The organism is Marivita sp. NO-S04 (assembly GCF_059070475.1).
In genome coordinates this window covers 1,304,774-1,321,479 of record NZ_CM180980.1, presented here as the reverse complement: position 1 = coordinate 1,321,479, position 16,706 = coordinate 1,304,774, and the positions used below count along the sequence as shown (strand labels likewise).

11 protein-coding genes and 2 pseudogenes are annotated in these 16,706 nt (G+C 58.4%); 4 read left to right on the top strand and 9 right to left on the bottom strand.

Features of this window, described 5'->3' with window-relative positions; translation table 11 throughout:
- The first annotated feature begins 53 nt into the window (after nt 1-53).
- Nucleotides 54-1,043 (top strand): NAD(P)H-quinone oxidoreductase, encoded by a 990-nt coding sequence (locus ACK3EW_RS07025; protein ID WP_493809014.1) that lies wholly within the window; start codon nt 54-56, stop codon nt 1,041-1,043.
- Nucleotides 1,044-1,090: 47 nt separating this feature from the next.
- Here ACK3EW_RS07025 and glpK read toward each other — a convergent pair whose 3' ends face one another.
- From glpK to glpD, 8 genes are all read right to left on the bottom strand, one after another.
- Nucleotides 1,091-2,581 (bottom strand): glycerol kinase GlpK, encoded by a 1,491-nt coding sequence (glpK, locus tag ACK3EW_RS07020; protein WP_493809013.1) that lies wholly within the window; start codon nt 2,579-2,581, stop codon nt 1,091-1,093.
- A 128-nt stretch (nt 2,582-2,709) separates the two neighbouring features.
- Nucleotides 2,710-4,422 carry an ABC transporter substrate-binding protein gene (locus ACK3EW_RS07015; protein ID WP_439121203.1) on the bottom strand — a complete coding sequence of 571 codons (1,713 nt, stop codon included), beginning with the start codon at nt 4,420-4,422 and terminating at the stop codon, nt 2,710-2,712.
- Nucleotides 4,423-4,499: 77 nt separating this feature from the next.
- A complete protein-coding gene (locus ACK3EW_RS07010; protein ID WP_085629770.1) occupies nt 4,500-4,778 on the bottom strand; it encodes a DUF2160 domain-containing protein in 279 nt (92 codons plus the stop codon).
- 64 nt (nt 4,779-4,842) lie between these two features.
- Nucleotides 4,843-5,709, bottom strand: a complete 867-nt coding sequence (locus ACK3EW_RS07005; protein ID WP_493809012.1) for a carbohydrate ABC transporter permease — start codon at nt 5,707-5,709, stop codon at nt 4,843-4,845.
- A 3-nt stretch (nt 5,710-5,712) separates the two neighbouring features.
- Nucleotides 5,713-6,582 (bottom strand): carbohydrate ABC transporter permease, encoded by an 870-nt coding sequence (locus ACK3EW_RS07000; RefSeq protein ID WP_493809011.1) that lies wholly within the window; start codon nt 6,580-6,582, stop codon nt 5,713-5,715.
- Complete coding sequence (locus tag ACK3EW_RS06995) at nt 6,582-7,679, bottom strand: ABC transporter ATP-binding protein (protein ID WP_493809010.1); 1,098 nt, start codon at nt 7,677-7,679, stop codon at nt 6,582-6,584. Before ACK3EW_RS06995 ends, ACK3EW_RS07000 begins: the two co-directional genes overlap by 1 nt.
- An 11-nt stretch (nt 7,680-7,690) precedes the next feature.
- Nucleotides 7,691-8,779: an ABC transporter ATP-binding protein gene (locus tag ACK3EW_RS06990; RefSeq protein WP_493809009.1), complete on the bottom strand. Its 1,089-nt coding sequence runs from the start codon at nt 8,777-8,779 to the stop codon at nt 7,691-7,693.
- Between the two features lie 10 nt (nt 8,780-8,789).
- Complete coding sequence (gene glpD, locus ACK3EW_RS06985) at nt 8,790-10,385, bottom strand: glycerol-3-phosphate dehydrogenase (RefSeq protein WP_493809008.1); 1,596 nt, start codon at nt 10,383-10,385, stop codon at nt 8,790-8,792.
- A gap of 405 nt (nt 10,386-10,790) precedes the next feature.
- Here glpD and ACK3EW_RS06980 point away from each other — a divergent pair, with 405 nt between their 5' ends.
- The 3 genes and pseudogenes from ACK3EW_RS06980 to ACK3EW_RS06970 all read left to right on the top strand — a co-directional run.
- A complete protein-coding gene (locus ACK3EW_RS06980) occupies nt 10,791-11,723 on the top strand; it encodes an IS5 family transposase (RefSeq protein WP_493806415.1) in 933 nt (310 codons plus the stop codon).
- Between the two features lie 56 nt (nt 11,724-11,779).
- Nucleotides 11,780-12,439 (top strand): annotated as a pseudogene (locus ACK3EW_RS06975) (IS256 family transposase); the annotation flags it as partial.
- A gap of 38 nt (nt 12,440-12,477) precedes the next feature.
- Nucleotides 12,478-12,639: pseudogene (locus ACK3EW_RS06970) on the top strand (IS630 family transposase); the annotation flags it as partial.
- 69 nt (nt 12,640-12,708) lie between these two features.
- Here ACK3EW_RS06970 and ACK3EW_RS06965 read toward each other — a convergent pair.
- Nucleotides 12,709-16,521, bottom strand: coding sequence for a Calx-beta domain-containing protein (locus tag ACK3EW_RS06965; protein WP_493809007.1), 3,813 nt, complete (start codon nt 16,519-16,521; stop codon nt 12,709-12,711).
- Nucleotides 16,522-16,706 lie beyond the last annotated feature (185 nt).

The following is a 16,706-nucleotide window of genomic DNA, read 5'->3' as shown; positions in this document are numbered from 1 at the left end:
CGCCCGGAATCTGCGACACAAGGAGGAGACACAAGACAGGACTCTGCACCGCCATGACCCTTCCCACGAATATGACAGCCATCGAAATCGCCACGCATGGCGGACCAGACGTCTTGCAGCCCGTGACAGTCCCGGTGCCAATACCCAAAGCAGGAGAGATCCTGATCAAAGTCGCTTATGCAGGCGTCAACCGCCCTGACGCGCTGCAACGCGCGGGTCTCTACAATCCGCCGCCAGATGCTTCGCCCCTGCCCGGTCTCGAAGCCGCAGGTACGGTAGCAGCGGTTGGACCCGGCGTGTCGCGCTGGTCGGTCGGCGATGCGGTGACGGCCCTGCTGCCCGGTGGCGGCTATGCGGAATATGTCACCACCTATGCCGATCATGCGCTTCCGGTGCCCAAGGGCATGCCGATGGATCAGGCAGCGGCACTGTGCGAGACATTTTTTACCGTTTGGTCAAATGTGTTCCGGCGCGGCGGGTTGCAGGCGGGCGAGCGGTTCCTTGTGCATGGCGGATCAAGTGGCATCGGCACGACTGCGATCCAACTTGCCGCCCTGCGCGGTGCGCGCGTATTCACCACCGCCGGATCAGAGGACAAGTGCAACGCCTGTATCGGCTTGGGTGCCGAAGCGGCGTGGAACTACCGCGAGGTGGATTTCGTCGACGCGATGCGCGCGATGGGCGGTGCTGATGTGATCCTCGACATGGTCGGTGGCGACTACATCCCCCGCAACGTCAAGGCACTGGCGGATGACGGGCGGCTGGTGCAGATCGCCTTTCTGCAAGGCCCTAAGGCCGAGATGAACTTCACCCAGATGATGACCCGGCGGCTGACGCTGACCGGATCGACCCTGCGCCCACAGTCCGTCGCCGCCAAAGCTGCCATCGCCCGGGATCTGGAGGCCGAAGTCTGGCCGCATCTGGCGGCGGGCCGCATCGCGCCGGTGATGGACAGCGAATTTGCCCTCGCAGACGCATCCAAGGCCCATGCGCGGATGGAAGGATCGACCCATATCGGGAAGATCGTGCTGAAGGTGGGGTGAGGTGCGAAGGGCTTTCGAAAGCCCTTCAAGCCGCGTCGACGCGGCTTTTACCCCGCAAATCCAATCGTTGCATCGATGGCCCGCTTCCAAGCGCCGTATTTCCGATCGCGCACATCCGCCGCCATGTCCGGCTCGAACCGGCCATCGACCGCCCATTGCGCGGCAAAGGCCTCCATATCGGGCAGCACGCCAGCTTTGTAGCCCGCCAGCCACGCCGCCCCCATCGCCGTGGTCTCCAGCACCTTGGGGCGCTCCACCGGCGCGTCGATGATGTCGGACAGGAACTGCATCGTCCAATCCGACGCGCTCATCCCGCCATCGACCCGGAGTGCGGTTTCGGACGTGCCAGACCAATCGGCTTTCATCGCTTCGAGCAAATCGCGGGTCTGGTATCCGACGCTTTCCAATGCCGCACGGGCAAACTCCTCTGGCCCCGAATTGCGGGTCAGGCCGAAAATTGCCCCCCGGCATTCAGCGTTCCAATACGGTGCGCCAAGGCCCGTGAAGGCCGGCACCAGCATCACTTCCTGCGTGTCGTCGGCCTTTTCCGCCAGCGGCTGGGTTTCTTTCGCCTCGCGGATGATCTTGAGCCCGTCGCGCAGCCATTGCACCACCGCGCCTGCGATGAAGATCGAACCTTCGAGCGCGTAGGTCGGCTTGCCGTCCAACTGGTAGGCAATGGTCGTCAGCAAACGGTTGGTCGAGGTCACAGGCGTGTCGCCTGTGTTGAGCAGCGCGAAACACCCCGTGCCGTAGGTCGACTTCAGCATCCCCGGCTTGAAACACGCCTGCCCCACGGTCGCGGCCTGCTGGTCGCCCGCAATGCCGCAAATTGGGATGGCACGGCCGAAAAGGTCGGCGCGGGTTTCGCCAAAATCGGCGGCGCAATCCTTGACCTCGGGCAGCATCGACATGGGAATGCCCAGCTTGTCGCAGATGGTCTTCGACCAGCGGCCTTTGCGGATGTCGTAGAGCATGGTGCGCGCCGCATTGGTTGCGTCCGTGACATGGACCTTGCCTCCCGTCAGGTTCCAGACAATCCATGTGTCCACAGTGCCAAAGGCCAGTTCTCCAGCCTCGGCACGCGCGCGGACACCGTCCACATTGTCGAGAATCCAAGCCAGTTTCGTGCCACTGAAATACGGGTCCAGCAAAAGCCCGGTGCGGTCTGTCACGACCTCTTCAAACCCTTCGGCCTTTAACCCCTTGCAGAACTCCGACGTGCGGCGGTCCTGCCAGACGATGGCGTTGAACACTGGCTTGCCGGTGGCACGGTCCCAGACCAGCGTGGTTTCGCGCTGGTTGGTGATGCCGATGGCCGCGATATCTGCGGTGCCGCCGCCGGCTTTTTCGATGGCAGCGCGGCAGGTGGCGGCGGTGGTGGACCACAGGTCCGACGGGTCCTGTTCGACCCATCCGCTTTGCGGATAATGCTGGGTGAATTCTTCCTGCGCCGAGGCGACGACGGTCAGGGTTTCGTCGAACAGAATGGCGCGCGTCGATGTCGTGCCTTGGTCGATGGCAAGAATGTGGGTCATGTGCGGCGGGCCTCCTGTGGTGACGTGTTTGGTCCGCCCACTGTTTCAGGACGGCGGAAAAGGATCAAATGGGAAAGGGACAAACGAAAATCGGGGCGCGATCAAACGCGCCCCGATCCTAAGGCAGCTTACTGCCAGGACTTGATCAGCTCGTCATAAGAGACGGTCTGAGGCTCTTCGTCCTCGTTGTCGAGCTTGGCATAAGGCGCACCCGGCTGGTCGAACCAGTACTGCGCGTCACGCTCTTCGTTCATGACCGGGCCAAGATCGCCCTGGACGCCTGCACGCTCAAGACGCTCGAGTACGCGTTCCTGATCGGCACAGAGGGCGTCAAGTGCTTCCTGCGGAGTTTTCGCACCGGACATTGCGTCGCCGATGTTCTGCCACCACAGCTGAGCCAGCTTCGGGTAATCCGGAACGTTGGTGCCGGTGGGCGACCATGCGACACGTGCCGGGGAACGATAGAATTCCACAAGACCACCCAATTTGTCCGCACGTTCGGTGAAGCTGTCATGCTGCACTGTGGACTCGCGGATGAAGGTCAGACCCACATGGGACTTCTTCACGTCGACGGTCTTGGACGTCACGAACTGCGCATAGAGCCATGCAGCCTTTGCACGGTCCACCGGGGTGGATTCCATGAGTGTCCAGCTGCCTGCGTCCTGGTAGCCGACCTTTTGGCCTTCTTTCCAGTAAACGCCATGCGGGCTGGGTGCCATGCGCCACTTGGGTGTGCCGTCTTCGTTCATCACCGGCAGGCCGGGCTTCACGGTGTCGGCCGTAAACGCGGTGTACCAGAACATCTGCTGTGCGATGTTGCCCTGTGCGGGGATCGGGCCTGCTTCGGAGAAGGTCATACCGGCCGCTGCGGGCGGTGTGTACTTTTCCAGCCATTCGATCGCCTTGGTCACAGCGTAAACCGCCGCAGGTGCGTTGGTGGCACCACCACGAGCAACGCACGAGCCAACCGGCTGCGAGTTCTCGTTAACACGGATGCCCCATTCGTCGACCGGAAGGCCGTTGGGTTCACCCACGTCGCCCATGCCAGCCATGGACATCCACGCGTCGGTGTAACGCCAGCCGAGCGACGGGTCTTTCTTGCCGTAGTCCATGTTGCCAAAGACGTCGCCTTCAACGCCCATATGGCTCAGGTCACGACCAGTGAAGAACTCGGCGATGTCTTCGTAGGCAGACCAGTTGACCGGAACACCCAGCTCGTAGCCGAACTGCGCTTCGAAATCGGCCTTGTTCTTTTCGTCGTTGAACCAGTCGTAGCGGAACCAGTAGAGGTTCGCGAACTGCTGTGTCGGCAGCTGGTAAACCTTACCATCCGGGCCAGTTGTGAAGCTGAGGCCGATGAAGTCGGACAGGTCCAGAGTCGGCAGGGTCACGTCTGCGCCCTCGCCCGCCATCCAGTCGGTCAGGTTGCGCACCTGCTGGTAACGCCAGTGGGTGCCGATCAGGTCGGAGTCGTTGATGTAGCCGTCGTAGATGTTTTCACCCGACTGCATCTGAGTCTGGAGCTTTTCAACCACGTCGCCTTCGCCGATCAGGTCATGGGTGACCTTGATGCCGGTGATACGCTCGAACGCCGGGGCAAGAACCTGGCTTTCGTATTCATGCGTGGTGATCGTTTCGGACACGACCTTGATTTCCATTCCCTGGAACGGGGCCGCGGCATCCACAAAGAACTGCATCTCGGCTTCTTGCGCGGCACGGTCGATCGACGACAGCTCGCCGATCTCTGCATCAAGGAACGCACGGGCGGCGTCCATGTCGGCGAATGCCGGACCCGCAAGGATCAGCAGCGCCGCTGTTGAGGATTTAAGGTTCAAGTTCATTAGGTTCCTCCCGGTTATTGAGAACTTGGATGAAGTAATGTGATCCCCCGTCGCCGGGAAATCACAAGCGTATCGGGTTACACCCAGCGGAACACCGCTGCAGCGTAGAGCGCGCAAACCGCCATAGCCCAGGGCTGGTTTTCTCCGACCAGTCCAAGCCACGCGAGATTGATGAACGCGCTACCCAGAAGCGTGATGAACAACCGGTCACCGCGCGTCGTTTCGATCCTCAAGATACCCACACGGGGCGTCTCGGGAAATTTGATTGCAAGGAATGTGAAGACGATCAGCAGGCTCGCGATCACCATGAAGAAAATCGCGGTCGGCCATGTCCATGCCATCCATGAAAGATCCATTAGACGGTCCTCCTGTTCGTATTGCGCTCGAAGGTGCCGTGGGGATGGTTAACAACTCCGCGCATCACACCCTCCCCAGGGCAAAGCCCTTGGCGATGTAGTTGCGCACGAAGTAGATCACCAAAGCGCCCGGCACGATGGTCAGGATGCCAGCCGCGGCCAGCACGCCCCAGTCGATGCCCGACGCGCCTTGGGTGCGGGTCATGATGGCGGCGATGGGTTTCGCGTCCACAGTTGTCAGGGTCCGCGAGAGCAGCAGTTCCACCCATGAAAACATGAAGCAGAAGAACGCTGCCACGCCGATGCCGCTTGAGATCAGGGGCATGAAGATACGCGTGAAGAAGCGGCCAAAGCTGTAGCCATCCAGATACGCTGTCTCATCGATCTCTTTCGGCACACCGCGCATGAAGCCTTCCAAAATCCACACCGCCAGCGGCACGTTGAACAGGCAATGCGCCAAGGCCACCGCGATATGGGTGTCGAACAGGCCCACCGACGAATAAAGCTGGAAGAACGGCAACGCGAACACGGCGGGCGGCGCCATGCGGTTGGTCAGCAGCCAGAAGAATAGGTGCTTGTCACCCATGAAGTGATAGCGGCTGAACGCATAGGCGGCGGGCAAAGCCACAGCCAAGGAAATCACCGTGTTCATCACCACGTAGATGAGCGAGTTCACGTACCCCATGTACCAGCTGGGATCGGTCAGGATCGTGCGGTAATTCTCGAACGTCACATCATTCGGCCAAAGCGTGAACGAATTCAGGATCTCGGTATTCGTCTTCAGGCTCATGTTCAGCAGCCAATAGATCGGCAGCATCAGGAACAGCAGATAAAGCCCCATCACGATGGCCGACCCGTTGACCTTGACGCGCTTCTTGGTGCCGCCTGCGGTCAGATCGCCGGGAATGCTGGTGGTTGTTGCGTCAGCCATGTCTTAGCCCTCCCGCTTATCAAGGTTGACCATCACCGTGTAGAACACCCATGAAATCAACAGGATCACGAGGAAATACATCAACGAGAACGCAGCGGCCGGTCCAAGGTCGAACTGACCCAATGCCATCTTCACAAGGTCGATGGACAAAAGCGTGGTGGTACTGCCCGGGCCACCGCCGGTGACGACGAACGGTTCGGTATAGATCATGAAGCTGTCCATGAAACGCAGCAGAATGGCGATCATCAGAACGCCCATCATCTTGGGCAGTTCGATAAAGCGGAACACTTTCCAGCGCGATGCCTGATCAATCTTGGCCGCCTGATAGTAGGCGTCCGGGATGGATTGCAGACCGGCATAGGCCAGCAGCGCCACCAGCGACGTCCAGTGCCATACGTCCATCACGATGATCGTAACCCAGGCCGCAAACGGATCGCTGGTGTAGTTGTAGTCGATGCCGATCGCGTCCAGCGTGTAGCCCAGAAGGCCGATATCGACACGGCCAAACACCTGCCAGATGGTGCCCACGACATTCCACGGGATCAACAGCGGCAGGGACATGAAGACAAGGCAGAAGCTGGCCCAAAATCCCTTTTTCGGCATGTTGAGCGCCACGAACACACCTAGAGGAATCTGGATCAGCAGGATGATGCCCGAGAACATCAACTGTCGCCCAAGGGCGCCCCAAAGGCGGTCGTCGTTGAGCATTTCTTCGAACCATTCGAGCCCCGCCCAGAAGAACTGGTTGTTCCCGAACGTGTCCTGCACAGAATAGTTGACCACGGTCATCAGCGGGATCACCGCCGAGAACGCCACGAGGATCAAAACCGGCAGGACAAGGAACCATGCCTTTTGGTTGACTGTCTTATCCATTACGCGGCCTCCCCCACGGATTGCGCACCGTCGGGTGCCACGCGCCAATCGTTGACGTAGACATTCACTTGCGCTGGATCGAAACTGACATGGTTCATGTCGGCGCTGACGCGGTCGTCTTCACCGGCGATGATGTTGATGTCATGGCCTTCGAAACTGGCGCGGATGATCTTGTGTCGGCCCACATCTTCGATCCGGCGAACGGTGACGGGCAGACCTTCGGACTGGCTGAGTTTTGCAAATTCCGGGCGGACGCCGATTTCGACCTTGCCGCTTGTTGGCTTGTAGCCGCCTGCCAACTGGACCGTCTGTGAACCGACCTTGGCCGTGGTGCCATCTACTTCGGCAGGCAGCACGTTCATACCCGGAGAGCCGATGAAATAGCCGACAAAGGTATGTTCAGGCCGTTCAAACAATTCTTCCGGCGTGCCGATCTGCACAACGCGGCCGTCATACATGACCACCACCTTATCCGCGAACGTCAGCGCCTCGGTCTGGTCGTGGGTCACATAGATCATGGTGTGGCCGAAATCGTGGTGCAGCTTTTTCAACTGCGTGCGGAGCTCCCACTTCATGTGCGGGTCGATGACGGTCAGCGGTTCGTCAAACAAGAGCGCGTTCACATCCTTGCGGACCATGCCGCGACCAAGACTGATCTTCTGCTTGGCATCCGCCGTCAGGCCACGGGCCTTTTTCTTGAGCATGTCTTCCATGCCAATCATGCGGGCGATTTCCTGCACGCGTTCCGCGACATAAGCCTCGTCCCGGCCGCGATTGCGCAGCGGGAAGGCCAGATTGTCTTGCACCGTCATGGTGTCGTAGACGACCGGAAACTGAAACACCTGCGCGATGTTGCGTTCGGCCGTGGGGGCGTGGGTCACATCTTGTCCGTCGAACAGAATGCGCCCCTTTGATGGGTGAAGAAGGCCCGATATAATATTGAGAAGTGTGGATTTTCCACATCCAGACGCACCCAGCAACGCATAGGCCGCGCCATCGTCCCAATCGTGATTCAATTCCTTGAGGGCGAAGTCGTCCTCGGAGGTCGGATTGGGCAGGTAGGAATGTGCCAGATTATCAAGTGTGATCTTTGCCATGGTCCGTTTCCTCAGGCCGCCAGCGCGTAAGACGCGGGGGCGATCATTTTGCCCTGTTCGTCGAAGACATAGACATGCCGTGGATCAAGCCACACGGTCAGGTCTTCGCCCAGTTTCAGGTCATGCACCCCGTGGATCAGTCCGACCCACCGTTGGCCATGGTGATCCAGATGCACAAAGGTTTCCGACCCGGTGAGTTCGGTCACGGTCAGTTGCGTGGTGAACGCCATGGCGTCCGCCGCATGCTGACCGATTTCAAGGTGGTTGGGACGAAACCCAGCGGTGTATTTGCCATCGGGCAAATCAGCCAAACGACCCATCGCCTGCGTGGATTGATTGTTGCCAAAGGTCAGTTGGTTGCCTGCCTTGGTTACAGCCAGGAAGTTCATCGGCGGATCACTGAACACCCGCGCCGTGGTCGCATCGACAGGCTGGCGGTAAACATTGGGTGTGAGACCGAATTGCGTGACGCGGCCTTCCCAAAGGGTGGCGGTATTCCCGCCCAAAAGCAGCGCCTCTTCAGGTTCGGTGGTCGCGTAGACGAAGATGGATCCGGATTCTTCGAAAATCTTGGGGATCTCGATCCGAAGCTCTTCGCGTAGCTTATAGTCGAGGTTGGCAAGCGGTTCGTCCAGAAGCACCAGCCCCGCGTTTTTGACCAGCGCCCGTGCCAAAGCGCAGCGCTGTTGCTGACCGCCCGAGAGTTCCAGCGGCTTGCGGTTCAGCATCGGGGTCAGCTTCATCAATTCCGCAGTTTCGCGCACGCGGCGGTCAATCTCGGCTTTGTCGACGCCCATCAGCTTCATTGGCGAGGCGATATTGTCGTAGACGGTCATTGACGGGTAGTTGATGAACTGCTGGTACACCATCGCGACCTTACGATCCTGCACGCGCATGCCCGTCACATCCTTGCCCTGCCAGATGATCTGGCCGGTCGCGGGCACATCCAACCCCGCCATCAAACGCATCAGCGACGTCTTGCCCGACAAGGTCGGCCCAAGCAGCACGTTCATCGTGCCTTTTTCCAGCGTCAGGTCCGCGGGGTAGATATGTGTCTGCCCCTCGACCACTTTGGACACGCCCTTAAGCTCGAGTGTCATGTCCAGCTCCCTATTCTGCGGCCTTGGACAGGGATTGACGGTGATCCGCCATCCATATGTCCAACGCGGTAATCTGTTCAGCGCTCAGTCGCAGACCAAGCTTGTTGCGGCGCCACACCACATCTTCGGCGGTGTGGGCGTATTCATGGGTCATCAGCCAATGCACTTCGGCCTCGGTCAGGGTCGCGCCAAAATCGCGGCCCAGATCGCCTGCCTCCTTGGCGGTTCCGAGGATCGACGCAGCCTCTGTCCCATACGCGCGCACCAGGCGGCGGGCCCAGAAGGCATCAAGGAACGGGAACGCGTCCTGCAGCTTGGCCACTTGCGCATCGAAGCCGTCGACCGGGAAATCACCACCGGGCAGCGTGACGCCCGCTGTCCACGGGCCTTTGACGTTCGGCAATTGCTCTGCGATCTTCTCAAGCGCGCTTTCGGCAAGGCGGCGATAGGTCGTGATCTTGCCGCCAAAAATGTTCAGCACAGGTGCGCCGCCATTGGCATCGACCTTGAGGGTGTAGTCGCGGGTCGCCGCCGTGGCGCTGGATGCACCGTCGTCGTAAAGCGGACGGACGCCGGAATACGTCCATACCACATCATCATCGCTCAGGTCTTGTTTAAAGTACTGGTTCGCGAAATTCAGCAGATAGGCCTGCTCTTGCGGGGTGCAGACGGGCTTGTTTGATGGGTCGTCATGTTCGGCATCAGTGGTGCCGATCAGGGTGAAATCAGTCTCATAGGGAATGGCGAAGATGATCCGGCCATCAGTGCCTTGGAAGAAGTAGCATTTGTCGTGATCATAAAGCTTGCGCGTCACGATGTGAGAGCCGCGCACAAGGCGGACGCCTTCACGCGAATTCAGCCGAACCTTGGTCTGGATGATGTCACCGACCCACGGCCCACCTGCGTTGACCAGCATTTTCGCATAATGAGTGCGGGTCTCACCATTTTTGGTATTTTGCGTTTCGATGCGCCAGAGATCACCATCGCGCGCCGCTGACAGCACCTTGGTACGCGGCAGGATGGTGGCGCCGCGCGCCTCGGCATCGCGGGCGTTCAAAACGACAAGGCGCGAGTCTTCGATCCAGCAATCAGAGTATTCATAAGCTTTCGCAAACCGATCGTCCAAAGGGACGCCTTCGGGTGCGTTTTCAAGCTCAAGTGTCTTGGTGCCGGGCAGAATTTTGCGTCCGCCCAGATTGTCATAAAGGAAAAGCCCCAAGCGGATCAGCCACGCGGGGCGACGCCCCTTCATCCAAGGCATGATAAAGCTTAGCAGTCGCGACGTGGGCGTGTCGGATTCGAACCTCATATCCTCATGATAAGGAAGAACAAATCTCATCGGCCAACTGATATGTGGCATCGCCTTCAGCAGCACTTCACGCTCGACCAGCGCCTCGCGGACCAGACGGAATTCGAAATATTCAAGATAGCGCAAACCGCCGTGGAACAGTTTGGTCGACGCCGACGAGGTCGCAGAGGCCAGATCATTCATTTCTGCAAGCGTCACAGAAAGCCCTCGGCCAGCTGCATCCCGTGCGATCCCGCAACCGTTGATGCCACCACCGATAATGAAAAGATCTGTTGGTTCGACGTTTTGGTCGATCACCGCGCGCCACCTCCCAATGTCACGTATGTTCGGTGCAATGTATGCGGATTGAGTCGCGTCCACGCAAGGCGATTTTTTTCGTTTATGTTCGTTTTTTACTATCCCCCTGAAAGCAAACGAAATTTGACATTAGGGATTTGCGACCTAAGCCCGTTAAGATCGAAAAACCGGCAATCAGACGATGTGACGCTACGGAATCATCGCCGCCCCTCTATCGAAACTTGACAAGACCGAGATCCCCTATGCCCCACGCCTTTCGTCATCGCGACATCCTCGACATTGCGCGCAAGGATGGGAAGGTCACGGTCGAAGGGCTGGCTCAGCATTTTGGGGTGACGCGGCATTGTTGCAAAAGTCTGACGACGAAGGATTCACTTCGCGAATCCATGGCGTTAGACGCGGTGCATGAGCAAGCCATCTCCCGCCCGCTATCGCACGACGAACTGGTCCAGCTACAACGCGTCACTCAGGAAGCGGGGGTCTCTGCTCATCTGGGTCGACAAGGACATGACCTGGCGCGCGCCGCGTGACAGTCGACCCGGACGTCCGGCGGTGTTTTCCGATGCGGCCATACAGTTCTGCTTATCGATCAAAGTCCTGTTCAAGTTGCCGTTGCGCCAGACCGCCGGAATGGTGGCCAGCCTGCTGCGACTGGCCGGCCTGGACTGGCCCGTGCCGGACTTTTCCACGCTGTGCCGCAGGCAAAAGACCTTGGCCGTCCAGGTCCCGTATCGCCGTGCGGACGGCCCGCTGAACCTGCTGGTCGACAGCACCGGGATCAAGTTCCTCGGCGATGGCGAATGGCAGGCCCGCAAGCACGGGGTGCAAGGCCGACGCCAATGGCGCAAAGTCCATCTGGCCATGGACACCACCACCTCGGACATCCGGGCAGTCGAGTTCACCCCCAGCCGCGACGGCGACAGCCCCGTGCTGCCCGACCTGCTCGGCCAGATCCCGGCAGGTGAGCAGATAGGCACGGTCACCGCCGACGGCGCCTACGACACACGCCGCTGCCACAAGGCCATCATCGAACGCGACGCCGTTCCGATCATCCCGATCCGAAAGAACGGACGTCTCTGGAAAGAAGACTGCCCGGCTGCACGCGCCCGCAACGACACCCTGCGCGCGACGCGATACTACGGGCGGGCGTTCTGGAAACGCTGGACCGGATACCACGCCCGCAACCGGATCGAGGCGAAGATGCGCTGCCTGAAATCCTTCGGCGAGCGTATCATGGCAAGAGACCCCGACCGACAGACCGCCGAAATCCACATCCGCATCGCCCTCATGAACCGCTTCAACGCCCTCGGCACCGCCGAGATCGTCCGCGTGGCATAACGTCAGCGGGGTAAGGGGACGTCACGCCTCAGGCCGGGGTAATGCAACAACGCCCACCTGAAGGAAAGAAGGAGGTCGTCGGCTTCCAGGTCGGTGTGCGTGAGAGCACGCAGAGCTGGCGCGAGCTGCTCATCGATATCAAGGCCCGCGGCCTTGCCGTCCCGCCGGAAGTCGCGGTTGGCGATGGGGCGATGGGGTTCTGGAAGGCGCTCGACGAGGTCTTCCCGGGCACGCGGCATCAGCGGTGTTGGGTCCACAAAATCGCCAACATCCTGAACAAGTTCCCGAAGTCCATGCAGCCGACGGTGAAGGGTGACCTTCGCGAGATCTGGCAGGCCGACACCCGCGTCGCAGCGGAAACCGCCATGGACACCTTCTCCGCGAAATACGGGGCCAAATACGAGAAGGCGGTCACCTGTCTGACGAAGGACAAGGAAGCGTTGCTCACCTTCTACGACTTCCCAGGTGACCACTGGGATCACTTGCGAACGGGCAACCCGATCGAAAGCGTCTTCGCCACCGTTCGGCATCGGACCGTGCGAACCAAGGGCGCGCTGTCGCAGAAGACGGCGAAGCTCATGGTCTTCAAGCTCGTTCAGGCCGCCGCGAAAACATGGCGGCGCCTGAAGGGCGCCAATCAGTTGCCTTTGGTCATCGAAGGCGTCATATTCACCGACGGTGTCGCCGCAAACGGCACTGCAAACCGCGCCGCTTGATCAGGCCGCGTCACCCAGTTTCCAGCATAGCTCACCTGAACCCCATTGAGATGGCATTCTCGAAGCTCAAAGCACTCATACGAATGGTCGCTGCTCGAACATATGAAGATCTCTGGCGCGCCTTACGGAACGTTTGCTCGCTCTTCACACCAGACGAATGTTACAACTTCTTCGTAGCGGCCGGCTATGACTCCGATTGAGGTGAACAAGCTCTAAACAGAAGAACTGGCCCCGAAGGGCCGGCTCAATGTTCGTTCCGTCAGGTCGGATTAGGCGATGGTCAGATCGCCGCCGCCAGTGATGGTGCTGTCGGTCAGACCCGTAACGCCGACCAGCTGGATCAGGCTGTCAGCAGCATCGAGCGACGAATTCGCATCACCACTGATGAACACGAAGCTGTCGTTGGCATGCTGGAAAATCACGAAGTCACCATCGGAGTTCACCGTGGCGACGACCGCCGCGAGCTTTTCGGCCAGCGTATCGTCAGCTGCGTTGAAGATTGCGACACCTTCAGCGTTTACTTGTGCAGTACCGGCGACCGCAGCAGTAGCCGCCACTTCGATCGTCAGTGATGCATCCCAGTCGATAATATCTGAACCACCGGTGTTGAAGTCGGTGATCTGCTCAAAGCTCGTTGCCGAAGGTGTGCCGCTTTCGGTTGAGAGAAACACGAAGGTGTCCGCACCGCCGCCGCCCGTCAGGACGTCATTGCCCGCTTCGCCATCAATTACGTCTGCTGCGGAACCGCCCTTGATGATGTCTGCCACCGCCGAGCCTACAACGTTGATCACACCAGTTGCTGCAGATGCATCAAAGTTAACCGCATTTGAGAAGCCTGCAAGTTCGCCCGACGAGATCGTCAGAGCTTGGTCACCACTGACAACGAAATTCTGAGCCGACACGTTGTCAATCACGTGATCTGCCGTTGCCGCTACCCCCCCGGCTCCGTCAACCGAAATCGTGTTTGTAACTGCCGCTGTGCCCGATTTCGTCGAAACGATGTTCACAGTCGAGATTGCCGATGCCACTGTAATTGCAGTGTCACCGTCATTCCCATCGTCACCGAGGATGTCTGCATCACTCAGCTCTAGCGTAACGCTTTGACCTGGCAGCGCCCCCGAAAGCGTCAGCGCATCACCAGCGGTGTTGCCTGTTCCGAGATCGATACCTGCACCACTGAGGACAACGATATCACCAGTTCCTGCATCAGAAACCGTCACAGCCGCCGTCAGGTTGCCGCTCAGGTTGAAAATATTCTGAGTGAAGGCGTTTGCGTCAACCGAAGTTACGGCAGCGGACGAACCAATCACTTCCACGTCGGCGAAACCGGCGAGAAGCGAGTCATTGATGACGCCAGTAGCCGAAATCTGGGTCACGTCAGTGAAACGGATCTCGTCACGGGTGCCGACGCCGAGCGTAATGCTATCCGCGTTGGTAAGCGCGGCATTCGCGATCACAAGAACATCGTCACCCGCACCGCCGACGACCACGTCATCACCTGTACCAACGATGAAAGTTTCATTCCCCAAACCTCCAGTTAGTTTGTCATTGCCAACACCAGTGGTCAAACTTACATCACCAGCGCCACCGGTGAAAGTGATTGCCTCGCCATCGGTCGCTGAAATGGTAAGCGTGCCTGCCGTAAAGCCCGATGCATCGATAGTACCAGCGGTGGTACCTTCAAAGCCGAGCGAGTTGATAATTGTCAGGCTCTTGTCGCCGGTGAACTTGAAGGTATTCACGCTATCTCCGCCTGCGTCAGAAACGACAACGTCGGTGATGGTAGATGTGCCGCCCGTGATGTTGATTGTCACGGTTTCAAAACCGGTATCCGCAGTAGCGGTCGCCGTGGCGTCGCTGATTGTGACAATACCCGTTGCCGTGGCGTTATTCGCCAAGTTCAGCGTAACAGCATCCGCCGTGCCGGTAGCCGCCGAATAGTTAAAGTTGTATGCGTGATTCGAAACGTCGTTATTGCTTACGCCCAGCATAGCCACGTCTATGGAGAGATTGGACGCCGTAGCAGTGAGTGCCGCTGTATTTCCGGTGAAATCGTCAAACGTCAACGAGGTTAAGCCGGTTGTCTGCGACGCGTTGTACACAAGCGTCTCACCGCCGTCAGCAGTAACACCGCTGTTTCGGATCGTCAGGCTTTCGACGTTGGAAAGAAAAGGCGAAACTGTTGTGGTCGCGTTGTCTGCGGCCAAATTATAGTCTGCTATCAGGGCGTCTGTACCTGCTCCACCATCAATGATGTCCGCTGACGACAGTGAGCCTGAGGTCAGGCCGAAGATCGAGTCATTGCCTGTGGACGTCCGGTTTGCCACTGCAGCGACACTTGGCGTGAGAACATCCGAACCTGTAGTGAGCGTAAAGGTTTGCGAAACAGTGTCCGGATCGACATCGTTTTCGGTGATCGTACCGGTTGCGGTTACAGCGGCGTCAAGTGCATCACCCGAAAACTGAACCTGAACGGTTTCATCACCCTCAAAGTCAGTGTCGGCATTTATGATGACGGAGACAGTGGCCACAGTCTGGCCAGCGGCAAATTCCACAGAACCAGCGGCAACGTTAAAGTCGTCGCCTGCAGTTGCGGTGCCAGAATTCAGCGTCTGGTAGTTAATGGTGATTGCTTTAGTTGGCGCTTCATCGAGCGTCAGAGTGAAGGTCAGGTTTTTCGTGCCAGTGTCGCCTTCGGTGATCGAGGGCGAACTTGTAGAGAGGGTATATGTTTGACCCGTATAATTGGCGATCTGAGCTACAGCGTTTGCAACCTCGGCATCTGCCACCGATTTTACCGTATCTGCGGCAGCCTTCGCCGCGAGGGCTGTTGCACTGACCCCAGCAACGTCCGCATCATCAGCGATAGACAGTGTCGCTGCGGCGGCTGCTTGGACAGCGGCGGCAGCCGTAACTACGGCAGCGGCATCAGCCTGTGCAGCCACAGCGGCTGTTTGTGCAGCCTGCGCGGCTGTGCTGTAGGCGTTGGCTGTTGCCAAGCTGTTGACGGCTGTTTCCGCAAGATCAGCAGCGGTTTGAGCGGCCGTTGCGGCAGCACTTGAGGTCGCAGCTGCAGCGACGGCTGCATCATAAGTGGCCTTTGCGGCGGTGTATGCAGCGCCGAGGGCAACTTGCGGATCAATGTCATCGTTGGTGATGGTGCCGGTGGCGGTAACGTCGCCTGTGAGCCGCGCACCAGAGAATTTAACCTCAATTGTTTCATCAGCTTCAAACGTCGCATCTCCAAGAACCGTCACAGATACAGTCGCGACGGTTTGACCTGGGGCAAAAGTGACCGCTCCAGCGACAGCAGTAAAGTCATCACCCGAAGCAGCGGTGCCGCTGGACAGGGTTTCGTAGTTCACCGAAATCGCCTGGTTTGGCGCTTCGTCCAACGTGGCCTTGAACACCAGCACTTTCGTACCGTTGTCACCTTCGAGGATCGAAGGAGCATCTGCAGTGAGTGTGAATTTGGAGCCATCCACAAAGTTTTCAAAAGTCGATGTGATTTCTGCTTTGGCTGTGTCCACGGAGGATGATGCGAATGTCACATCGTTAATGATCGATTTTGCGCTGGCCTGAGCGATTTCGCTGTCACCATACGAGTTTGGCGCCGTCAGGCCAGCAGCTTCCGCTCCATCTGTCCAGGCATTTGCGACTTCGATCTTGTTCAGAAGCGTCGTGATGTCCTGACCTTCAGCGGAATTTTGTGCGCCCTCGATGATCGCAAGGATGATCTCACCCACTGATAGTGGGCCTGTGCCATCGATGGATTGCTGAAGAACACCGCTCCAGAATGTCAGGCCTGCCATATCAGGCGAACGGTTGAAGAGATTCAGGTACAGTTCGGAAATAAATACGTTCGCAGCGCTGGCCGATGGAGTGACAAAAAACGGGTGTACTGCATAGGTTTCTTCTTGGGCTGAGAAGTATGTCGCAATTTCTACAAGTGATACAAGGGGATTTCTGACTGCTGCTTCCCAGAAATCCATACCATACGGATCTGGTGCACGATCGTAATACCCGATGTAGATCGCAGCGGCTTGTTGTTGTGCGGTCAGTGCACTTAGGTTGAACGCCATGGTTCTTTTTCCTTTTGATTCAGGGTCATGAAGTCACCCCGTAATAACGATTTCGTGTATCTCCCCATTCATGCTCAAAGAGCACACCATGCGAAAATGCCATTCATGGCATTTAGGAGAAAGAATCACCTGCGCTGATAAATATATTGATCAAAATCTGTGCGACAAGCGAAATATACAGCGTT